Below are 21,410 nucleotides of genomic sequence, written 5' to 3'. Positions count from 1 at the left end.
TGTCTCTCTTCGAGTGCAAGAGGAGCAGAGGGCGGCTCATCCCGGAGGAAGACATGAAGGACATTCTGGTGTTGGTCCATCACGACGCCGGCCAGGACGCCCGGCTCCGAGCGGCGGTTGATCTGGCGCGACGCCTGGGCGGGCACCTGACCTGTCTGGACGTGACCAAACTGCCGGCGACGTTCGGCACCGAATTTGCCGCCGGTGCCATGTTGCTCGAGCAGGAAAGCCGCCGCGAGCACCGCAACCGCGAGGTCGTCCAATCGTGGCTGACACGGCAAGGCGTCGCGTGGACTTGGCTGGACTGTACCGGCGGCCTGGCAAGCTCGGTGATCGACGCCGCAGGATTGGCCGATCTCATCGTCCTCAACCGGCGGCTCGACGACGCGATCTGGCCCGATATGCGCGACGTCACGGCAAATGTCCTGATGCACCTGCACAACCCGATAGTCGCCATGCCTGAGGATGCCGAAGGATTCGCCTTCGAGCGCGCACTTGTGGCCTGGGACGGGAGGCCTGCTGCCGCTGCCGCGATCCGGTCCGCGGTCCCCCTGCTGCGGCTGGCCTCCGAGGTCGAAGTCGTCATGGTCGATGATGACGCACACGGGATCGCGAGCGACGCATTGCTCGCATATCTCCAGCGGCATGGAATCCCCGCCTCCGTCAGGATTGTTGATCGGGGCGCGCGCGACATCGCCGAGCTCATCCTGGACGCAAGCGCCCGATTCCGGGCCGATTATATCGTCATGGGCGGCTATACGCACGGCAGGGCCGCCGAACTATTCGGTGGCGTCACGCGGTCATTGTTGTCGAACAGCAAAGTGCCGCTCGTTCTCTCCCGCTAGCGCATTCAGAGCTCGATGAAGCCTTATCCAATGGCGTTGAGATCCGGCCATGGGGGAAGAGCGTCCTCGCGCCAGCTACCGGGACGGCGCGGGCCTATCGCCAAAAGTCTCCAAGGGGGGGCACCCCTCGCCGCCGTCAATTGCGGCGAAGCTCGGCGACCTCCTTCGGGGTGATGCTCGATCCCTTGGCGCCGAACCTTGCGGTCACGTAATTGGCAACGGCCGCCACTTCCGCGTCCGAATATGCGGCGGCAAAGCTCGGCATATAGGGACGCCCGGTCCCCGGCTGTCCCGCGCCGTTGAGGATCATCGACGCCACGTTTGCCGCGGTGGGATCGTTGACCGAACGGACGCCGGTCAGCCGTGCCTCATCGAAGATCGCTCCTGCACCCGTCCAGGCATGGCAACTGGCGCAATTGCCCTCGAACATGCGTTTGCCGACGGGATTGTCGATCGACGCCAATTTGGGCGAGGCGGGGGCAGGGCCGGCGGGCTGCGGCAGTCGGTCGCTGCGGATAGCAGGCACCGTTCGCAGATAGGTGACGATCGCGGCGATATCGGATGGCGTCAGCTTGGACAGGCTCAATCCCACCGCTTCGCTCATCGGCCCCGACGCGACGCCGCGGCCCGGCGCATGGCCGGTCGATAGATAGGCCGCGATTTCGGCGTCGCTCCAGCCGCCGATGCCGCTGGTCCGGTCGCCGGTGATATTATACGCGTTCCAGCCTTCGGCCTGACCGCCCGCGAACTTGTTGTGCTGGTCCATCGCCTGCATCAGGTTGCGCGGCGTGTGGCATTCGCCGCAATGGCCCGCGGCCTCGACGAGATAGGCGCCGCGATTCCAGGCCGCATCGCGCTCGCGGATCGGGCGGAAGCGCCTGTCACTGTTGAAGAAGCTCGACCAGATGCCCATCAGCCAGCGCTGATTGAAGGGAAAGCCGAACGTGTTTGACTTGTTCGCCTGCTTCACCGGGGGCAGCGAGAACAGATAGGACTTGATCGCCAGGACGTCGGCGTCGGTCAGCATCGTGTAGGAAGCATAGGGAAAAGCGGGGTAGAAGCGCGTCCCGTCCGGCGCGATGCCCTGGTGCACTGCCTTCAGGAATTGCGCATCGGTCCACTTGCCGATCCCGGTCTCGGGATCGGGCGTGATGTTGGGGGTGTAGATCGTCCCGAACGGCAGGACGAAGGGGCGGCCGCCGGCAAATGGCTTCCCGCCCTTCGCCGTATGGCAGGCCTCGCAGTCCGCCATGCGCGTGACGTATTCGGCGCGTGCGCGCGGATCGGTCGATGCGAGTTCCGCCGGCACGCCGGTCAGCGCGGCACCGTTCGGGTAGCTGGCGAGATCGACCTCCGTACCACCCGCAAAGCTATAGGGGCCGGGCTGGAATACCATCCGTCCGATGATCGCAGCGATCAGGACGAGGATCGCGCCCGCCAGCAGCAAGAGAGTCCGGCGCATCCTCAGGCTCCCTTCGCGATGAGCGCGCGATCGATCGGCATGCGTTTGAGCTGCACGCCGGTTGCCGCAAAGACCGCGTTGGCGACGGCCGGTTGCGTGACCACGGTGCCTGGCTCGCCGATCCCGCCCGAATTCTCATTGCTCGGCACGATATGGACTTCGATGGCCGGCATCTCGTCGATGCGAAGGACGCGATAGTCGTTGAAATTGCCCTGTTCGACGCGGCCCCCTGCAAAAGTGATCTTGCCGAACAGCACGGCCGACAGCCCGAACGTGGCGCCGCCCTGGATCTGCGCCTCGAAGATATTGGGATTGACGATCTTCCCCGCATCCGCGGCGATCACCAATCGGGTGACGCGGACGTCGCCCTGATCGGCCACCGCGACGTCGGCGATCGCGGCGAGATAGCTGCCGAATGCGTTCATCAGCGCGATCCCGCGTCCGCGCCGGGCACCGAACGGGGATGCCGGCGGCGCCGTGCCCCAGCCAGCCTTTTCCGCCGCGAGGTTCAACGCACCCAGGGCGCGCGGGTTCTTCTCCAGCAGGCGGCGGCGGAAGGCGAGGGGATCGGTCCCGGTCTTGTTCGCGATCAGATCGATGAAACATTCCATCGCGAAGATGGTCCCGTTCGGGCCGACGCCGCGCAGGAATTGCACCGGTACCGCGCTTTCATGGCGGATATATTCGACCAGCCGGTCGCCGACCGCATAAGGGACTTCCGCCGCACCATCGACCGCGTCCGAGTCGATGCCGTCGTTGAACGCGGGCGGGAGCCAGTGCGCCATGACCGACCCGCCGGTCACGCGATGATGCCAGGCAGTGATGCGCCCATCCTCTACCCGAGCTTTCAACCGCTCATGATAAAGCGGGCGGTAGAGCTGCTGGCGGATATCCTCCTCGCGCGACCAGATCACCTTGACCGGCCCGTCGACATGCGCGGCGATCCGCACCGCCTTGATCACGCCGTCGACTTCGAGCCGGCGGCCGAATCCGCCACCGATCAGATGGTTGTTGACCGTCACCTTCTCGGGCGCGATGCCCAAAACCTTGGCCGCGCCCGTCTGCGCGAAGCCGGGGACCTGCGTGCCGGTCCAGACTTCGCAGGCGCCGCCCTGCACATGCACGGTGCAGTTGGTCATCTCCATCGGCGCATGTGCGAGATAGGGCAGCTCGTAGCTCTCCTCGAAGACGGTGCCCTGCTTGAGCTTCGCGAGGGCGTCGCCTTCCTTCTTGGCGACGGCGCCCTGGCCTTGCGATGCCTTTTCCAGGCCGGACCAGAGCTGCGCCTGATCGAGCTCGGCATTGGCGCCCGGCGCCCAGTCGATAGCGAGCGCGTTCAGGCCCTGCATCGCCGCCCAGCTATTGTCCGCCACCACCGCGACGAGATCGTCGAGCACCACCACCTGCCGGACGCCGGGGACGGCGAGCGCGGGCGCCTGATCCACCTTGGCCACTTTGCCACCAAGCACGGGCGAGGACCGCAATGTCGCGAACCTCATCCCCGGCAGCATCACGTCGATGCCGTACACGGTCTTGCCGATCGCCTTGTCGGGCGTGTCGATGCGATGCACCGGCTTGCCGATCAGGCGGAATCGCGAAGGGTCCTTAAGCGTCACCTCGGTCGGCGGTTTCAGGCTAGCGGCGGCATTGGCCACCTCGCCATAGCGAAGCGACCGGCCGCTCGGCGCATGCGCGATGACGCCGTTCTCGGTGGTCAGGCTCGCGGCATCGACCTGCCAGCGCGCGGCGGCGGCGGCGACCAGCATGGCGCGCGCGGTGGCGCCGGCTTTGCGAAGCGGCCCGCTCCACGCCATGGTCGTGGTCGAGCCGCCGGTCGCCTGGACGACGAAGATCGGGTTGCCGTAATTGGCCTGGTCCGGCGGCGCATGCGCGGCGATCACCTTGTCGAGCGCGACGTCCAGCTCGTCGGCGATGCACTGCGCCTGCGAAGTATAGACGCCCTGGCCCATTTCGACCGCGGGCAAGGTGAAGGTGATCCGGTCATCGGGCGCGATATGGATATAAGCGTTGAACCGCTGCCCGGTCGCGACCGGTTCGGGATTGCTCACCGGTGCCGCGCGCGCCGCGCCCCAAGGAAAGTCGATCGCGATCATCAATCCGGCCGTGACGGCGCCGCCATAAAGGACGGCCCGGCGCGTCAGGCCTTCGGACTCAGGAACGGGCGGCATGCTTGATCCCCTCGCGGATGCGCACATAGGTTCCGCAACGGCAGATATTGCCCGCCATCGCCGCATCGATATCGGAATCGTCCGGCGCAGGATTGCTGGCCAGCAAGGCTGCCGCCGACATGATCTGTCCCGGCTGGCAATAGCCGCACTGGATGACCTCCAGGTCGATCCACGCCTTCTGGATCTTCGCGCCGGCCGGAGTGTTCCCGACTCCCTCGATCGTCGTGATCGCCCGGTCGCCGACACGCCCGGCGGGCAATTGGCAGGAGCGGACCGCGACCCCGTCGAGATGGACCGTGCAGGCGCCGCATTGGGCGATGCCGCAGCCGAACTTGGTGCCGGTCATCCCCAGGACGTCGCGCAATACCCATAGCAGCGGCATGTCAGGCGGCACGTCGGCCTGATGCTTCTCACCGTTGATCGTGAATTCGAGCATTCGGCCGCCTTTCGCATACCCGATGATGCGAAACACCCGGAACCGGAGGCCCCCTCCGTTCGGGCGCGCACATCAACGCCAGTTCGAAAACTGTTTCGGAAGCATATCATCTTCTAGGCGGGGCGTGAGAGAATATTTCTCTTCTGAATGTGCGTCGGCACCGCCGCGTCGAGCGGGTTTCGCTTAGAGTCAGTCCCGTCCTAGGAGTTGTTATTCTACTGGAAATTGGTGGACGCACTAGGGCTCGAACCTAGGACCCGCTGATTAAGAGTCAGCTGCTCTACCAACTGAGCTATGCGTCCATGCCGGCTTGCGGCTGCCGCTGTTTAGAGCGGCTCCCCGGGCGGGGAGGGGCGCAATTACCATCGCGGGCGTGCTTTGCAACCCCTTTTTTGCGGCGCGGCAATTGGCGTCCGCTTTGGCAGCTACCAGCGGGTCTGTTGCCGGTTCTGGCGATCGAGCGACATCAGGATGCCGATGCACAACAGCACCGTCAGCTGCGACGATCCGCCGAAGCTGATCAGCGGCAGTGGTACGCCGACCACGGGTGCCATGCCCATCACCATCGCCATGTTGATCGAGACGTAGAAGAACAGGGTCGTGGCGAGACCGGCGGCGGTCAGCCGGGCAAAGCGCCCCTCGGACTTGAGCGCCACGTTGACCGCCCACCAGATGATCGTGAACCAGGCGACGACCAGCAGCACGCCGCCGACCAGCCCCCATTCTTCCATCATCGTCGCCAGCGCGAAATCGGTATGGCCTTCGGGCAGGTAATCGAGATGGCTTTGCGTGCCGTTCAAGAATCCCTTGCCGAAAATTCCGCCCGATCCGATCGCGATCTTCGACTGGCTGATATGATAGCCGGTACCGAGCGGATCGCTTTCCGGATCCATGAAGATCAGGATGCGGTTGCGTTGGTAATCGTGGAGCACGAAGTTGAACGCGATGGGCGCCAGGATCGCGCCCGCCAGTCCGCCGCCGATGAACAGGCGCAGCGGAACGCCGGCCAGGAACATCACCGTGACGCCGCCGGCGGTGATCATCAGCGCGGTACCGAGGTCGGGCTGGAGCATGACCAAAGCGGCCGGGATGCCGATCAGCACCAGGGGCGGCCAGATCGCGCCGAACTTGCGGATCTCGGCCGGCGGCAGCATCTCGTAGAAGCGCGCGCAGGCGAGCACGATGAACGGCTTCATCAGCTCGGACGGCTGCAGGCGGATGATTCCGAGTTCCAGCCAGCGCTGGCCGCCGCCGGCGACCTTGCCGAGGATTTCGACGCCCAGCAGCATCAGGATGATGACGCCGTAGACCGGCAGGCTGATCGAGCTCCAGGTGCTTTCGCGTACCCGCGACAAGGCCATCGCGCCGCCGAGCAGGACGAAGAAGCGGACACCCTGGGACATAGCCCAGGGACGGACATGCCCCCCTGCGGCCGAATAGAGCACCAACAGGTCGAAACACCCGATCGCCAGGACCAGCAGGATGATCTTCCATGGCAATTGCGCGAGCGGCTCGGGCACGAAGCCGAGATTGGCGGAGGATCCCTTAGTCATTGGTCGCCTCGCGAGAGCCTTCCTCGGCGGGTTGCGCGGTGTTGGCAATCGCTGCGGCGGAGGAATTGGCGGCATCGGTCGCCGCCTCGACCGCGGGCGCATCGGTCGGCGCCGCGGTGGCGTCGGTCTCGGTCTGCGCGCCCTGCACGAGCGATATCTGGCTCTTGTAGGCGGCGGTTTCGGCCGCCATGCGCGTGGCGATGTCGCCGCCCCAGGTCGGTTCGACCTCCGCCAGCGACTTCAGCGCGCGGTCGCGGTCGAGCAGATAAGTGATGATGTCGCGCCCGATCCCCGGCGTGTCGAGGTTGGTGACGGTATGGCCGCCATGTTCGAGCACGATCGCGGCGGCGTACTTCGGGTTCTCGACCGGCGCGAAGCAGATGAACAGAGCGTGGTCGCGCATCTTGAACGGCAGCGAGGCGTTCGAGCGGACGCCGCCCGCGCGCTCGGCCATGGTGATGCGCCGGACCTGCGCGGTGCCGGTTTTGGCCCCCAGCGAAACCCCGGGAATGTTGAGCCGCGCGCGGCCGCCGGTACCGCCCTCATTGACCACGCCGTACATCGCGTCGCGGATATAGGCGAGGTGCTGCGGATCGAGTGGCAGTGGGTTGGCGATCGGCGCGTTGCCGCTCATCACGATGCGCGGCTGCAGCGACCGGCCGGACGCAATGCGCGAGGCCATCACCGCAAGCTGGATTGGATTGGCGAGCACATAGCCCTGGCCGATCGACGCGTTGAGCGAATCGGCGACGGTCCACTGGGCTTTGTATTTCTTGAGCTTCCAGGTGCTGTCCGGGACGGTGCCATAGCGCTGCGTCGAGAAGGGCAGGTCGAACTTCTGGCCGAGCCCCAGCGTCCGCGCGACCGGCGCCACCTGATCGTACCCCAGCCGCCGCACCATCTCGTAGAAATAGATGTCGCAACTGGCCATGATAGCCTGTTTGAGATTGAGGGGCCCGTGCCCCGATCTTTTGTGGCAATGGAATATGCCGTTGCCGACGCGGAGCGCTCCGGCACAGCTGATGCGGTCGTCGGGACTGACCCCGGCGCGCAGCAGCGCCAGGCCGTTCATCGGCTTGACCGTCGACCCGGGCGGGTAGAGGCCCTGCAGCACCTTGTTCATCAACGGCACGTGGTCGTTGTCCGACAGCATCTTCCATTCGAGATGGCTGATGCCGTCGGAAAAGCTGTTGGGGTCGTAAGCGGGCATCGACACGAAGGCGAGGATGTCGCCCGAGGTCACGTCGATGACTACCGCCGATCCCGAATTGGTGCCCAGCCGGCGCGCGGCATATTCCTGCAGCCCGGCATCGATCGTCAGCCGCTGGTTATGGCCCGGAACGTCCTGCCGAGTCGCCAGTTCGCGCACCAATTTGCCGTGCGCTGTGACTTCCACGCGCTTGGCACCGGGCTGGCCGCGCAACTTCTCTTCCAGCGCCTTTTCAAGGCCATCCTTGCCAATCTTGAAACCAGGTGTGATGTAGAGCGGGTTCTTGGTTTGCTTATATTGCTCGGCCGATGCCGCCCCGACATAGCCGGTCAGATGCGCCACTGCCGGCCCGGCAGGATAGCTTCGAGAATAGCCGCGCGTCGGCGCCACGCCGGGCAGTTCGGGCAGGCGCACCTGGATCGCGGCGAACCGGTCCCAGTCGAGATTTTCAGCGACCTGCACCGGCTGGAAGCCCGCGGCGCGCTTCAGGTCGGTCTGGATCCGGGCGACTTGTTCGGGCGGCAGCGACAATAATTGCTGGAGCAGCTTCAATACCTGATCGGTCTGCTCCTTGGGCAGGCGATCGGGAATGATGTCGACGCGAAAATCGGTGCGGTTGTTGGCGATCGGATGGCCATAACGATCGATGATCCAGCCACGCCGCGGTGGGATCATCGTCAGGTTGACCCGGTTGCTTTCGGCCAGCAACTGGTAGCGTTGGTTCTCGATCACCGCGAGCCAGGTCATCCGGCTCGCCAGCGCCACGGCCACCGCGCCTTGCGCCGCGCCGAGCACGATCGCACGGCGCGAGAAGCTGTAGGATTGCTGGACCTCGTTGAGCAGGCGGGTCGGACGGTTCACGCGCGGCCCCGTTTGCGGTCGAGCCAGGCGACCAGACGGGCGACGAAAGGATAGAGCAACACCGCGACGATCACCTGGAACAACAACAGGGTATCGACATGCGCCTCTATCCCGGTCGCGATCAAGCGTCCTCCGATCAATGCGAACGCGATCGCGCCCGTTGCGAGCACCCAGTCCTGCCAGAAATCGCGCGCCACCAGACGCTGGTCGAGCATGTCGATCGCCAGGAACGCCATGCTCCACAGCATCACCGCGCTGCCCAATGGTTGCCCGCTGACCAGGTCGTCGAACAGCCCGAACGGGATCGGCGCCCAGACGCGCAAGGCCTCCGGACGCAACAGCCGCCAGCCGAGCAGGATCATCAGGCCGAACGGCGGCAGCACCGGAAAGGTGGCGATGAACGGAATCGCGGTGACCAGGGACCCCGCCATCACTGAACCCACGGGGATCAGCCATCGCCCGGCGGGCGAGGTTTGGGGAGCGAACGCGCTCGGCGGCCGACTCACGGACGCGTGTCCTGCGCCGGTGGCGGCGGTGGCGGCAAATAGGTCTTCATCACCGTGGCGAAATCGAGCGCATCGGGGCGCGCCAGCGGCATCGCCAGCGCGCTGTCGCGGCCGCGTTCGGTGACCTTGGCGACCGGCACGTTGGGCGGGAAGATGCCGCCGGTCCCCGACGTCACCAGGATGTCGCCGGGACCGAACTGCCCGGTCGTCATCGCGATCGGCCGCACTTCTAGCAGGCCGTCGCCGCGCCCGGCAGCGAAACCCGGCGCGCCGTCCTTCAGGCGCCGTACCGGGATCACGCTTTCCGGGTCGATGATCATCAGCACGCGCGCGGTATCTGGGCCCGCCTCGATCACCCGGCCGACCAGCCCATCGGGCCCGCGCACCGGCATGCCGGCGTGCACGCCCTGGGCAATGCCGGCATAGACTAGGGCATAACGCCTCGTGCTCGACGCCGACGAGCTCACCAGCCGCGCATTGACGATGTCCTCGATCCCCGGTTCGCGCATGTTGAGCAGCTTCTTGAGGCGGATATTCTCATAGGCGATTGCGCGCGCCTTGAGCAGGACCTGTTCCTGGTGCTGAACCTGTTCCTTCAGCCGGGCGTTCTCGCCATGCACGCCGAAATAGCTGCCGACCCATCCGGGGATCGATCCGATCCCGCGCACGACCGAGCCGACGCCCCAGCTGACCGGTGCGGTGATCTCCGCCGTCCCGGCGCGCAATGCCGAGAAAGCGGGTGGATCGAGCTTCGAGATCAGCAACAGGATCGCGCCGACGAGCACGCCCGCGATCGCGATCACGTAGCCGATGAACAGACTATATTGCGCCCGCCGCGAATAACCCGGGCGCCGGTTGCGTGGCGACGCCATTCACTTCCCTCGCACCCCGAAGTCCCGGGATTCCTTATACTCTCAGGCTTGGATCAGGCCCGAGATTCAATCAAGCGTTGTGCAGCACGCCGCGGAACATCGGATCTTCCAGCGCACGGCCGGTCCCCAATGCGACGCAGGTCAGCGGGTCCTCTGCGATCGTCACCGGCAGGCCGGTTTCGTCGCGCAACACTTCGTCGATCCCGGCCAGCAGCGCGCCACCGCCGGTGAGCACGATGCCCTGGTCGACGATATCGGCGGCGAGTTCGGGCGCCGTATTCTCGAGCGCGATGCGCACGCCTTCGACGATCGTCCCGACCGGCTCGGACAGCGCTTCGGCGATCTGACCCTGATTGATCTGGATTTCCTTGGGCACGCCGTTGACCAGGTCGCGGCCCTTGATGTGGATCGTCTGGCCGATGCCGTCCGCGGGCGGCTTTGCGGTGCCGACTTCCTGCTTGATCCGCTCGGCGGTCGCTTCGCCGATCAGCAGATTGTGGTTGCGGCGGACGTACGAGACGATCGCTTCGTCCATCTTGTCCCCGCCGACGCGTACCGAGGTGGTGTAGGCGAGGCCGCGCAGCGACAGCACGGCCACTTCGGTCGTGCCGCCACCGATATCGACGACCATCGATCCGATCGGCTCGGTCACCGGCATGTCGGCACCGATCGCGGCGGCCATCGGTTCCTCGATCAGCCACACCTGGCTGGCGCCGGCGTTCGACGCGGCGTCGCGGATCGCGCGGCGTTCGACCGAGGTCGATCCCGACGGCACGCAGATCACGATCTGCGGCCAGCGCATGAAGCGGCGTTGCCCACCATGCACCTTGTGGATGAAGTGCTTGATCATCTGCTCCGCGACGTCGATGTCGGCGATGACGCCGTCGCGTAAGGGACGGATCGCCTGGATGCTGTCGGGCGTCTTGCCCATCATCAATTTGGCGTCGTCGCCGACCGCCTTGACCTTCTTTACCCCGTTGATCGTCTCGACCGCCACGACCGACGGTTCGTTGAGCACGACGCCACGACCGCGCAGATAGACGACGGTATTGGCCGTCCCCAGATCGATCGCCATGTCGTGCGACATGAATTTGAAGAAACGCGAGAAGACCATTTCGTTTTGACCGTCCGAATTCGAGGCCGATGTGACAGCATGCGCCGGGTTGTTTCATCCCGTCCGCCAAAGCCAAATCCGGGCTCCGGTTTGTTGGCATTTGCAGTCGCGGGATGGCGTCGCTTGGTCTAGAGTCAAACCCATGTCAATACGCCGCCTCCCCGAGCATCTCGTCAACCGTATCGCTGCCGGTGAAGTGGTCGAAAGACCCGCCAGTGCGTTGAAGGAATTGGTCGAAAACGCGATCGATGCCGGGGCGACCCGAATTGCCGTCAAATTGGCCTCCGGCGGGATCGATCTGATCGAGGTGGTCGACGACGGATGCGGCATGACGGCGGCCGAAATGGCGCTCGCGCTGGAGCGCCACGCGACCTCTAAACTGCCCGATGAAGCGATAGAAAACGTCGCTACCCTCGGCTTTCGCGGAGAGGCTTTGCCATCGATCGCCAGTGTCGCGCGGCTGACGCTCGAAAGCCGGGTGCGTGGCGCCGATGGCTGGCGACGCGTGGTCGACAATGGCGCTTTGGTGGAGGAGGGGCCTGCGGCGCTGCCGCCCGGGACGCGCGTTCGCGTCGAGGTGTTGTTCGATCGCGTGCCGGCGCGGCGCAAGTTCCTGCGCAGCCCGCGCGCGGAATATGGCGCCAGCCTCGACGTCGTCCGGCGCCTCGCCATGGCGCGGCCCGACATTGCCTTTTCGGTCGAGCATGATGGCAGAAGAGCGCTGTCGACCAACGCACCGGAGGATCGCCCCGGCCGCGTCGCCGCGCTGACCGATCGTGCGCTGATCGAGAATAGCGTCGCCATCGACCTCGAACGCGAAGGCGTCCGGCTGGGCGGCGTTGCCGGCCTGCCGACGTTCAACCGGGGCGTCGCCGATCATCAATATCTGTTCGTCAACGGCCGGCCGGTAAAGGATCGCCTGCTCGCCGGAGCGGTGCGCGGCGCGTATGCCGAGATGCTGGCACGCGACCGGCATCCGGTGGTTGCCTTGTTCCTCGACCTCCCCGCCGACATGGTCGACGTCAACGTCCATCCGGCCAAGACCGAGGTCCGCTTTCGCGAGCCGCAGATGGTACGCGGGCTGATCGTCAGCGGCCTGCGCCGCGCGCTCGACGAAGCGGGCCATCGCAGCGCGCAGCGACCGGACGAGGCGGCGCTGGCGGCGTGGCAGCCCGAGCCGCAATACCGTCATCCCGGCGAAGGCCGGGACCTCTGGCAGTATTCGGAGTCGCCTGCGGCCCCGGCCTTCGCCGGGGCGACGTCGGTAATGGAGCGCCGCTCGACCTTCTCCATGCCACCGCCCGCGGCGCGCGCCGAACCCGCCTGGGCGCCGCCGCCCGAAACGGTCGCGCACCCGCTCGGCGTCGCGCGTGGCCAGGTCGCCAAGACCTATATCGTCGCCGAAGCCGAAGACGGCCTGGTGCTGGTCGACCAGCATGCCGCGCACGAACGCCTCGTGCTCGAACGCATGCGCGCCGCGCTCGCCGGCGGCAAGGTCGCGGCCCAGGCTTTGCTATTGCCCGAAGTGATCGAGCTCGACGAACCCGCTTGCGACCGGCTCGAAGCCCGGATCGAGGAACTGGCCGAACTCGGCCTCGACCTCGAACGCTTCGGTCCCCGCGCGATGCTGGTCCGCGCGACGCCAGCCTTGCTGGGGCAGGGGGATGTCGCCGGCCTCGTCACAGACCTCGCCGACGAACTCGCGGCGTTCGGCGAGGCGCTGAGCCTAAAGGAACGGCTCGACCACGTCGCCTCGACCATGGCCTGCCACGGCTCGGTCCGTGCGGGCCGCGTGCTGTCGGTCGCCGAGATGAACGCGCTGCTCCGCGAAATGGAAGTCACGCCGCATTCGGGCCAGTGCAACCACGGTCGCCCGACTTGGGTGAAGCTTGCTTTGAACGACGTGGAGAAACTTTTTGGCCGAAAGTGAGCGACTTAGGTTCCACGAAACGTGCGCCTACTTTCTGGCTCGGCTTGTCGCGACCCCATGGGCAACAAGCGCCCCGTTTGTGGACGTTTCCAGCTAAGGTATAATCGTTGGCTGGAGATGATTGATGGCGTTGCAGTTCTACGAAAAGGTCGAAATCCTCACATGCCCTGAATTTCCTGATCGAGCAGGAAAGTTCGGCTACATACTTGGTAAGTCGTATGTCGATGAGCCCCATGGAAATGACCCAGAGCCGACAGAGGTCTTAGGGTATGGAGTCTTCTTTGAAGATGTCGAAAAGGTATACTCGTTTGGCCCCCACGAATTGAGGGGAACGGGAGAAGTGGCTGAACGATCGCGGTTTTATCCCGATTGATGCTTAGGTCCCCCGCGTATCGCACCGCATTGATCGGGTTGGCTGCAAGAGGCCATTTTCTACCCAATTCCCGAATATATTGCACTGAACGTGCTTCCATGTGGGTGAAGCTGGCGCACGGCGATATCGAGAAGTTGTTCGGGCGGAAATGAGAATGGCCGGAGACTGTATCTGCGCTTCGCTGCCCGATCTCGCGCATATCGCCATGGGCGACAGTCAGCAGCGCGATGAGAGGTTTCTGGCGACTGTTGAAGAGGTGCGACGCGCGGGCGACGACCGCTGGTGGCTCTACCTGGGAAAGTGCCGCGTGTGCGCACAAGACTGGTTGGTCGCGCAGGAAGAGCGCATCTACGACGAGCATTTTCTCGAACGGTTGCAACCCGTCGCGGCCGCTCACATCCTCGCTACCGGGAAGTGGCCGGATACTTTTATTTCCTATGAGTGCGTACTCCGGGTCGGGAAATCCCTGGCGACGCCGTGCCGATTTCTAAACTCCATGGCCGCATCTCTCCTGTGGACGGTCGAAGATTTGCGGAAAGAACGCCCGAATATTTCGGCTGCTGACATCGGTGGCCTGTTGGGGATCAGTGAGGAGCATGCGACGAAGCTGATTGTCGCGAGCGGCTCCCAGGTTGGATCGAGATAAGGGCGGAAATGATCAGATAGTGGCAACGGATGAATGGGACATGCGGTAAATCAACGAACTCCGGTTTAGAGACTGATTGAACTCTAGGGTCGGCCCTCGCCGGACTATGACGACCGCACAAAAGCAGCATGATGAGCGAGAACGGGCCGATGAACTGGCGCGCAGCAAAATGTTCCGCGTCCGAAGAAAAACTTTTCCGTTCATCTCCTGGAAACTTCGGGCCGCCGTGCGCATTTCTAGCAGCGAACAAGGTTGTTGATGAACTGGAATTGACCGTGAAGGTGTTGCCGTTCGTGTTTGCCCTGGTGCCGCTGGTGGCAGTCGTGAGTGCCTGCGTTTCGACGTGCTGAATCCCCCCACAGTACGTCGCTAGCCGACCCTGATCCCCCAAGGGTCGCAAAGAAAAGGGCCGCCCGGGTCTTCCCGGACGGCCCTTTTTCTTGACTTGAGCAGAAACGCTTATGCTTCCGAAGCCTCTTCACCAGCCGGAGCGGCTTCAGGCTGAGCCTCGGCGGTCGCGCCCGGCTCGGCATTGGGATCGTAATCCTCGGTGAAGCCGGTGACGTCGCGGCCTTCCTCGAACATCTGCGCCATGACGTCGACGCCCTTGGACTGCATCTCGGCCTCTTCGGGCGAGCGGGCGACGTTGACCTTGACGGTCACCGCGACCTCGGGGTGCAGCTGGACTTTGACCTCGTACACGCCGATCGCCTTGATCGGCTTGGCGAGCACGATCGCCGACTTGGCGACCTTGTGGCCGTCGGCTTCGAGAGCCTCGACCAGATCGCGGACTGCGACCGATCCATAGAGCTGGCCGGTGTTCGACGACTGGCGGATCAGCGTGACCGAAACGCCGTCGAAATTCTTGGCTTCCTTCTCGGCATCGGTACGGCGTGACGCATTGTCGGCCTCGATGCGGGCGCGGTTGGCCTCGAACACCTTGCGGTTGGCTTCGTTGGCGCGCAGCGCCTTCTTGTTCGGCAGAAGGTAGTTACGGGCAAACCCGTCCTTGACCTTCACGACATCGCCGATGGCGCCGAGCTTCTCGACGCGTTCCAGCAAAATAACGTCCATCGCGGGCGCTCCTTACTTAACCAGGTAGGGCAGCAGGCCCAGGTGACGGGCGCGCTTGATGGCCTGGGCCAGCTCGCGCTGCTTCTTCGCGCTCACCGAAGTGATGCGCGAGGGGACGATCTTGCCACGCTCGGAAACGAAGCCCTGCAGCAGCCGGACGTCCTTGTAATCGATCCGGGGGGCATCCTTCGCGGAGAACGGGCAGCTCTTGCGGCGGCGGAAAAAGGGTCGTGCCATGGTCGTTGCTCCTTATTCGCCGTCGAAACCGCCGCGGGGACCGCGGTCGTTGCGCTCACCGCGCTCGCTGCGACGCTCGCGATCGCGCTCGTTCTTGCGCATCATAACCGACGGGCCGGTCTCGTGCTCGTCGACCTTGACGGTCATGTAGCGGATCACGTCTTCGTTGATCTGGGTCTGGCGCTCCAGCTCCGCGACGACCGAACCCGGCGCGTCGATCTCGAGCATCACGTAATGCGCCTTGCGGTTCTTCGCGATGCGATAGGCGAGGCTGCGGAGGCCCCAGGTCTCGGTCTTCACGACCTTGCCCTGATTGTCCTCGATGATCTTGGTGGCGGCTTCCGCCAGCGCGTCCACTTGCGCTTGTGCCAGGTCCTGGCGCGCAAGGAACACGTGCTCGTAAAGAGCCATGCTTTCTTACCTTCGTTGGCCGATCGCTGACGCCGCACCATGCGGAACGCCCCTCCGGCTATCGTCTTCAAAACAACCGGGGCGGAGAGAACGTGTCCCTCCACCCCGATGGCGGCTCCCATACAGGTTTCCGGGCGGAAAGCAAGGTTCCGCCCGGAATTGCGCGAGCGCTTAGTTGAAGGCGCCGGCGATGACCGCGCCGATCAGGCCGCTAGTGACCGCGACGAGCACGGCATCATTGCCGGACCGCACCCAGTGGTAGCCGCGCGGCGGCGCATAAAGGCGGCGGCCGCGATACTGCTGCCAATTGTTCACCACGCGATAATTCTGCGCATAGCGGTGGTCGAACCGCTGGCCCTTGTTCCACTTGCGCCATTGCGGACGGGCGGGAGTGACGACCCGCTTGGACACTACGGTGCGGCCATGGGGGCCGGTGTGCACCTTGGTGACCTCGCGGCGCTGCGGCGCGGCGGATGCGGGAGCGATGGCAAACGGGCTCGCCAGCAGCGATGTGGCGGCCGCAGCGATGATCAATTTTTTCATTGTAACCTCCATTCGGTCGACGTCGTGAACGGCGTCGAGGACCAATCTGGGAAGCGGGTGTCGTCGAGATGTCGCGAGAGGAATGGGATTGTGTATCATAGTGTCGCAGGACCGGAGCAGACTGACCGAACTTGCGTAACGAGCGCGGCATTTCTAGGGCCGCAGCCTCAATCGGGAGAGGATGATGCGCGCTTTCATATTTCCGGGCCAGGGCAGCCAGGCGGTCGGCATGGGTAAGGCGCTGGCCGAGGCCAGTGCCGCCGCGCGCGAGGTTTTCCAGGAAGTCGACGAGGCGCTGGGCCAGCATTTGTCGGCGCTGATGTTCGAAGGACCCGCCGACGAACTGACGCTGACCGCCAATGCGCAGCCGGCGATCATGGCGAATGCCATCGCGACGCTCCGCGTGCTCGAAAAGGAAGGCGGGCTCAAGCTTGCCGACAAGGCCGATTACGTCGCCGGGCACAGCCTGGGCGAATATACCGCTTTATGCGCCGCCGGGGCGCTCGACCTTGCCACCACGGCCTTGCTGTTGCGGCACCGCGGGGAGGCGATGCAGGCGGCGGTGCCTGTAGGCGAGGGCGCGATGGCCGCCTTGCTTGGCGCCGACCTGTCGATCGCCGAGAAGATCGCTGCCGCCGCCGCGCAGGGGGAGGTCTGTACCGTCGCCAACGACAACGACCCGTCCCAGGTCGTGATTTCGGGCGCCAAGGCAGCGATCGACCGCGCGATCGAGATCGCCAAGGACTTCGGCGCCAAGCGAGCGATTGCCTTGCCGGTGTCGGCGCCGTTCCACTGCCCGCTGATGCAGCCCGCCGCCGAGGCGATGGACAAGGCGCTCGCCGACGCGCGGATCGACACGCCGCTGGTGCCGGTGTTCGCCAACGTGACGGCGCAGCCCGTCAGCGACGTCGACACGATCCGCAAGCTGCTGGTCGAACAGGTGACCGGCATGGTGCGCTGGCGCGAATCGGTGATCAACATGGCCGACACCGGCGTCGAGCGCTTCATCGAATTCGGCGGCAAGGTGCTGAGCCCGATGGTCAAACGCATCGTTCCGGACGTGGATGCGTCGAGCGTGATCTCGATGGACGACATCGAAGCGTTGGCTAAGTCTTTTTAGTTCGCGCAGAGGCGCGGAGGGCGCAGAGAGGGCGGAATGACGGATATCGATCGGATCAGCGGCGACGTTGTCGATCTGGCGATCCGCATCCACCGTGAACTCGGCCCTGGGCTTCTCGAAAGCGTCTATGAAGCGGTGCTGGCGGGGAAACTCTTGGCAATAGGTTATAGGGTCGTTCGCCAGCATCCAGTCGATATCGAATTCGATGGCATGCGGTTCGACGCAGCCTTCCGAATAGACCTACTGGTCGATGATCGACTGATCGTGGAGGTCAAGTCGGTCGATAAGCTCGCACCGGTTCACGCCAAGCAGCTTCTGACCTATTTGCGATTGACCAAGCAGCCCGTTGGGCTGCTTATAAATTTTGGTGGCGAGACGCTGAAAGAGGGAGTGCGTCGCCTCGTCAACAACTACAACCCCTCTGCGCCCTCCGCGCCTCTGCGCGAATAAATTCTTGGAGAAAAAAATGTTCGACCTCACAGGCATGACCGCATTGGTCACCGGAGCGTCCGGCGGGATCGGGTCGGCGATCGCGCGGGCTCTGGCCGGGCAGGGGGCTCGGCTCGCGGTGTCGGGATCGAATGCCGACAAGCTGGAGGCGTTTCGCGCTTCGCTCGGCGACGATCATGTCGCGCTGCAATGCGATCTGTCGGACGGCGCCGCGGTCGACGCCTTGGTCCCACAGGCGGTCGAGGCGCTGGGCGGCAAGCTCGATATCCTGGTCAACAATGCCGGCGTCACGCGCGATAACCTCGCCATGCGGATGAAGGACGAAGAGTGGGAACAGGTCATCAAGGTCAACCTTGAGGCCGCGTTCCGTCTCGTCCGCGCCGCCGCCAGGCCGATGATGAAGGCGCGTTATGGCCGCGTCATCTCGATCACCTCGGTGGTCGGCGCGACCGGCAATCCCGGCCAGGCCAATTACGCCGCGTCCAAGGCCGGGCTGGTCGGCATGTCCAAAGCGCTGGCGCAGGAACTGGCCAGCCGCAACATTACCGTTAACTGCGTCGCACCGGGCTTCATCCGCTCGGCGATGACCGACGTCCTGCCCGAAGCACAGAAGACTGCGTTGCTCGGCCGAATTCCGGCGGGCGATCTCGGCACGGGCGAGGATATCGGCGCAGCCGTCGTCTATCTCGCATCGAAGGAAGCCGGCTATGTCACCGGCCAGACGCTCCACGTTAATGGCGGGATGGCGATGCTGTGAGGACCATCCTGATCGCCGCCGCCCTCTTCGCTCCCGGCACCGCTTGGGCGGCTCCGGGCGATATCGGCTGTATCGAGGCGAAATTGGGCGCGGCCGCGATGCAGCGGATCGGTGACGGCGTCGTCGCCGCGGCCGACAAGGGCGGCAATCCGGCAAGCGCGCTCGATGCCGACCGCGACGCGTTGATCGCGGCGCGGGCCGCCTGCCGCACAGCGGGAAATTGGTCGCCTACTGCCGTCCAGGCTGCCGTTTCCTACACCCAAGGCAGGGCGACGAAATTGGGCGCCGAAGCCGCCCTGAGAAACGACGGCCTCGACGCTGCGAAACTCGCGGCAACCTATGCCGCCTTGCCGATCCAGGACCGCAAGAGCCTGATCGAAAAGGCGTCTCCCGGCGCGCTGACGGCCATAACGGCGGTAACGAGCAACGCGCGGATGCGACGGCACCTCCTGTTGTTCTACTCGGCCCTTGCAGCGATCGAATTTTATCCGGCAGAGTTTGCCGGCCTATGATCGGATGGACGGGGCAGCTAAGATGGAGCGGTAATGCTGATTTTACTTGCACTCGCGTTTCAGGCCGCAGGGCCCATTGCGGCCGGTAAAGAGATCAACTGCCCGGCCGTCGAATATGACCTGGCGCCTGAGAAACTGTCCGCGCTCAACGACGAATCGAGTAGCCAGGCCGACAAGGATCTGGCGAAGACCTCTTTAAGGGACGCGCTGGTGAAATGTGCGGCCAACCATAAATGGTCGGAAAACCGAACCAACGCCGCGGTCATGCATGTCATCACGGACGTCCAGGTCCTCGACGCCAGAAGGAAATATTCGTCGTTAGGGTCGCGCGCCATCTCCTACGACAAACTGTACGGATATTTTCGGTCGCTGGGGTTTGAGGAGCGTGTCGCAACGGCGAAGGGTGAATCGCCGGCCGCCGAAAAGCTCAAGGCGTTCCTGGAGAGTAACGGGTTCCGTTTCGACGGGAATGGGACTGAGGACGATGGCGTTATGAGCGGAACGACCGGAGACGTGTTCGCCGGTTGGATCCTGCGGGATGAAGCCGAGGCGGCCTTTGCCGAGGATCGTCCAATGCGAGAGCTGGACCTTGGCGAGCGGTAGAGCCTCTTGCGCGGGCACCCCTCGCGTTCTACGTGCGTTCAGGAAACTCCCCGGGGTGGACTCCGGAAACAATAGAGGGAAGCTGACGAATGAGCGATACTGCCGACCGGGTGAAGAAGATCGTGGTCGAGCACCTGGGCGTCGAAGCCGGTTCGGTGACGCCTGAGGCTAGCTTCATCGACGATCTCGGTGCCGACAGCCTCGACATCGTCGAGCTAGTCATGGCGTTCGAGGAAGAGTTCGGGGTCGAAATCCCGGACGATGCCGCCGAGAAGATCACGACTGTCAACGACGCGATCACCTATATCGACGCACATCAGGGCTGAGCCCTCTTTTCCGTGGCTGACGGTCGCGGGCGTATAGAGTAACGAGCGGCTCCCCGTCCCAGGGTTACCCAGGGCCGGGGGGCCGTTTCGCTGTAAGAGACTTGGATTGGAGAAGACCATGCGGCGCGTAGTCGTGACCGGCCTGGGCCTGGTAACCCCCTTGGGGGCGGACGTCGAAACGGCCTGGAAGAACATCATCGCGGCCAAATCGGGTGCGGGGACGATCACCAAGTTCGATGCAACCGACTTTCACAGCAATTATGCCTGCGAAGTGAAGCCGGCTGATCACGAATATGGCTTCGATCCTGACAAGCGTGTCGACCACAAGGTCCAGCGTCAGGTCGATCCGTTCATCGTCTATGGCATCGATGCCGCCGGCCAGGCGCTCGAGGATGCCGGGCTGACCGAAATGAGCGAAGAAGAGCGCTTTCGCGCCGGCTGCTCGATCGGATCGGGCATCGGCGGCCTGCCGGGCATCGAAAGCGAATCGCTGGTGCTCGCCGCAAAGGGACCCAAGCGCGTTTCGCCGCACTTCGTCCATGGCCGCCTGATCAACCTGATCACCGGCCAGGTGCAGATCAAATACGGGCTGATGGGCCCCAACCATGCCGTCGTCACGGCGTGTTCGACCGGCGCGCATTCGATCGGCGACGCCGCGCGGATGATCGCGATGGACGATGCGGACGTGATGCTCGCCGGCGGCTCGGAAGGCGCGATCTGCCCGATCGGCATCGCCGGTTTCGGCCAGGCGCGCGCTTTGTCGACCGGTTTCCGCGACGAGCCGTGGCGCGCCAGCCGTCCATACGACAAGGATCGCGACGGCTTCGTCATGGGCGAAGGCGCCGGTGTCGTGTGTCTCGAGGAATATGAGCACGCCAAGAAGCGCGGTGCCAAAATCTATGCCGAAGTGATCGGCTATGGCCTGTCGGGCGATGCCTATCACGTCACCGCGCCGCATCCGGAAGGGTCGGGCGCATTCCGCTCTATGGAAATGGCGATGCGCAAGTCCGGCCTGGAGTTGGGCGATATCGACTATATCAATGCCCACGGCACTTCGACCCCGCTTGGCGACGAGCTCGAGCTCAACGCGGTGCGTAGGCTGTTCGGTAACAGCATCGCCAACCTGTCGATGTCGTCGACCAAGTCGGCGATCGGCCATCTGCTTGGCGGTGCCGGCGCGGTCGAATCGATCTTCTGCATCCTGGCGCTGCGCGATCAGATCGTGCCGCCGACGCTCAACCTCGACAATCCGAGCGACAATTGCGCCGGCGTCGACCTCGTCCCGCACGTCGCCAAGGAACGCCAGGTCAAGGCGGTGCTCAACAACTCGTTCGGTTTCGGCGGCACCAATGCCAGCCTGGTGATGAAGGCGATCTGATC

At 64.4% G+C, this 21,410-nt stretch carries 24 protein-coding genes and 1 tRNA gene; 12 read left to right on the top strand and 13 right to left on the bottom strand.

What is annotated here, in order from left to right; genetic code table 11:
* Positions 1-53: 53 nt before the first annotated feature.
* Positions 54-845 (top strand): universal stress protein, encoded by a 792-nt coding sequence (locus tag SPR01S_RS00860; RefSeq protein ID WP_066583559.1) that lies wholly within the window; start codon positions 54-56, stop codon positions 843-845.
* Between the two features lie 136 nt (positions 846-981).
* Here SPR01S_RS00860 and SPR01S_RS00855 read toward each other — a convergent pair whose 3' ends face one another.
* The 9 genes from SPR01S_RS00855 to SPR01S_RS00815 all read right to left on the bottom strand — a co-directional run bounded on the left by SPR01S_RS00855 (position 982) and on the right by SPR01S_RS00815 (position 11,048).
* The gene (locus SPR01S_RS00855) at positions 982-2,307 is read right to left on the bottom strand and encodes a c-type cytochrome (RefSeq protein WP_066583552.1); all 1,326 of its coding nucleotides are present in this window, start codon (positions 2,305-2,307) and stop codon (positions 982-984) included.
* Between the two features lie 2 nt (positions 2,308-2,309).
* Positions 2,310-4,496 carry a xanthine dehydrogenase family protein molybdopterin-binding subunit gene (locus tag SPR01S_RS00850; RefSeq protein ID WP_066583545.1) on the bottom strand — a complete coding sequence of 729 codons (2,187 nt, stop codon included), beginning with the start codon at positions 4,494-4,496 and terminating at the stop codon, positions 2,310-2,312.
* Positions 4,480-4,932 (bottom strand): (2Fe-2S)-binding protein, encoded by a 453-nt coding sequence (locus tag SPR01S_RS00845; RefSeq protein WP_066583542.1) that lies wholly within the window; start codon positions 4,930-4,932, stop codon positions 4,480-4,482. Before SPR01S_RS00845 ends, SPR01S_RS00850 begins: the two co-directional genes overlap by 17 nt.
* A 226-nt stretch (positions 4,933-5,158) precedes the next feature.
* Positions 5,159-5,234, bottom strand: a tRNA-Lys gene (locus SPR01S_RS00840).
* Positions 5,235-5,357: 123 nt separating this feature from the next.
* On the bottom strand, positions 5,358-6,485 hold the full coding sequence (rodA, locus tag SPR01S_RS00835; RefSeq protein WP_066583540.1) for a rod shape-determining protein RodA: 1,128 nt from the start codon (positions 6,483-6,485) through the stop codon (positions 5,358-5,360).
* The gene (gene mrdA / locus SPR01S_RS00830) at positions 6,478-8,556 is read right to left on the bottom strand and encodes a penicillin-binding protein 2 (RefSeq protein ID WP_066583533.1); all 2,079 of its coding nucleotides are present in this window, start codon (positions 8,554-8,556) and stop codon (positions 6,478-6,480) included. Before mrdA ends, rodA begins: the two co-directional genes overlap by 8 nt.
* Entirely contained in the window at positions 8,553-8,987 is a 435-nt protein-coding gene (gene mreD / locus SPR01S_RS00825) for a rod shape-determining protein MreD (RefSeq protein ID WP_157081820.1), read from the bottom strand. Before mreD ends, mrdA begins: the two co-directional genes overlap by 4 nt.
* A gap of 71 nt (positions 8,988-9,058) precedes the next feature.
* Entirely contained in the window at positions 9,059-9,934 is an 876-nt protein-coding gene (locus tag SPR01S_RS00820; RefSeq protein ID WP_066583529.1) for a rod shape-determining protein MreC, read from the bottom strand.
* Between the two features lie 70 nt (positions 9,935-10,004).
* Positions 10,005-11,048, bottom strand: coding sequence for a rod shape-determining protein (locus tag SPR01S_RS00815; protein WP_066583527.1), 1,044 nt, complete (start codon positions 11,046-11,048; stop codon positions 10,005-10,007).
* 142 nt (positions 11,049-11,190) lie between these two features.
* Between SPR01S_RS00815 and mutL the strand changes: the two genes are divergently transcribed.
* The 4 genes from mutL (at position 11,191) to SPR01S_RS21385 (ending at position 14,347) form a co-directional block, all read left to right on the top strand.
* Positions 11,191-12,978 (top strand): DNA mismatch repair endonuclease MutL, encoded by a 1,788-nt coding sequence (gene mutL / locus SPR01S_RS00810; protein ID WP_066583526.1) that lies wholly within the window; start codon positions 11,191-11,193, stop codon positions 12,976-12,978.
* A 124-nt stretch (positions 12,979-13,102) separates the two neighbouring features.
* On the top strand, positions 13,103-13,351 hold the full coding sequence (locus tag SPR01S_RS21390; RefSeq protein WP_157081819.1) for a hypothetical protein: 249 nt from the start codon (positions 13,103-13,105) through the stop codon (positions 13,349-13,351).
* Between the two features lie 154 nt (positions 13,352-13,505).
* Entirely contained in the window at positions 13,506-13,997 is a 492-nt protein-coding gene (locus SPR01S_RS00805) for a hypothetical protein (RefSeq protein ID WP_066583524.1), read from the top strand.
* Positions 13,998-14,128: 131 nt separating this feature from the next.
* Positions 14,129-14,347, top strand: coding sequence for a hypothetical protein (locus tag SPR01S_RS21385; RefSeq protein WP_157081818.1), 219 nt, complete (start codon positions 14,129-14,131; stop codon positions 14,345-14,347).
* Positions 14,348-14,456: 109 nt separating this feature from the next.
* Here the strand turns inward: SPR01S_RS21385 and rplI are convergent, their stop codons facing one another.
* The 4 genes from rplI to SPR01S_RS00785 form a co-directional block, all read right to left on the bottom strand.
* The gene (gene rplI / locus SPR01S_RS00800; protein ID WP_066583516.1) at positions 14,457-15,071 is read right to left on the bottom strand and encodes a 50S ribosomal protein L9; all 615 of its coding nucleotides are present in this window, start codon (positions 15,069-15,071) and stop codon (positions 14,457-14,459) included.
* A gap of 12 nt (positions 15,072-15,083) precedes the next feature.
* A complete protein-coding gene (rpsR, locus tag SPR01S_RS00795; protein ID WP_066583513.1) occupies positions 15,084-15,308 on the bottom strand; it encodes a 30S ribosomal protein S18 in 225 nt (74 codons plus the stop codon).
* A gap of 12 nt (positions 15,309-15,320) precedes the next feature.
* Positions 15,321-15,719, bottom strand: coding sequence for a 30S ribosomal protein S6 (gene rpsF / locus SPR01S_RS00790; protein ID WP_066583510.1), 399 nt, complete (start codon positions 15,717-15,719; stop codon positions 15,321-15,323).
* A gap of 171 nt (positions 15,720-15,890) precedes the next feature.
* Positions 15,891-16,262 (bottom strand): RcnB family protein, encoded by a 372-nt coding sequence (locus SPR01S_RS00785; RefSeq protein WP_066583733.1) that lies wholly within the window; start codon positions 16,260-16,262, stop codon positions 15,891-15,893.
* A 184-nt stretch (positions 16,263-16,446) separates the two neighbouring features.
* Between SPR01S_RS00785 and fabD the strand changes: the two genes are divergently transcribed.
* From fabD to fabF, 7 genes are all read left to right on the top strand, one after another.
* On the top strand, positions 16,447-17,382 hold the full coding sequence (gene fabD / locus SPR01S_RS00780) for an ACP S-malonyltransferase (RefSeq protein ID WP_066583732.1): 936 nt from the start codon (positions 16,447-16,449) through the stop codon (positions 17,380-17,382).
* Between the two features lie 36 nt (positions 17,383-17,418).
* A complete protein-coding gene (locus SPR01S_RS00775) occupies positions 17,419-17,832 on the top strand; it encodes a GxxExxY protein (protein WP_066583507.1) in 414 nt (137 codons plus the stop codon).
* Positions 17,833-17,848: 16 nt separating this feature from the next.
* Positions 17,849-18,589, top strand: coding sequence for a 3-oxoacyl-[acyl-carrier-protein] reductase (gene fabG, locus SPR01S_RS00770; protein ID WP_066583505.1), 741 nt, complete (start codon positions 17,849-17,851; stop codon positions 18,587-18,589).
* A complete protein-coding gene (locus SPR01S_RS00765) occupies positions 18,586-19,101 on the top strand; it encodes a hypothetical protein (protein ID WP_066583503.1) in 516 nt (171 codons plus the stop codon). Before fabG ends, SPR01S_RS00765 begins: the two co-directional genes overlap by 4 nt.
* Before the next feature lie 33 nt (positions 19,102-19,134).
* Positions 19,135-19,704 carry a hypothetical protein gene (locus SPR01S_RS00760; RefSeq protein WP_066583501.1) on the top strand — a complete coding sequence of 190 codons (570 nt, stop codon included), beginning with the start codon at positions 19,135-19,137 and terminating at the stop codon, positions 19,702-19,704.
* An 89-nt stretch (positions 19,705-19,793) separates the two neighbouring features.
* Positions 19,794-20,030 carry an acyl carrier protein gene (locus tag SPR01S_RS00755; RefSeq protein ID WP_066583498.1) on the top strand — a complete coding sequence of 79 codons (237 nt, stop codon included), beginning with the start codon at positions 19,794-19,796 and terminating at the stop codon, positions 20,028-20,030.
* 118 nt (positions 20,031-20,148) lie between these two features.
* The gene (gene fabF, locus SPR01S_RS00750) at positions 20,149-21,408 is read left to right on the top strand and encodes a beta-ketoacyl-ACP synthase II (protein WP_066583496.1); all 1,260 of its coding nucleotides are present in this window, start codon (positions 20,149-20,151) and stop codon (positions 21,406-21,408) included.
* The last annotated feature ends 2 nt before the right edge of the window (positions 21,409-21,410 follow it).

This window comes from Sphingomonas pruni NBRC 15498 (assembly GCF_001598455.1).
In the GTDB taxonomy this organism is placed as follows: Bacteria; Pseudomonadota; Alphaproteobacteria; order Sphingomonadales; family Sphingomonadaceae; genus Sphingomonas; species Sphingomonas pruni.
The sequence above is the reverse complement of the archived record's forward strand: the minus strand, read 5'-3'. Positions and strand labels throughout refer to the sequence as shown.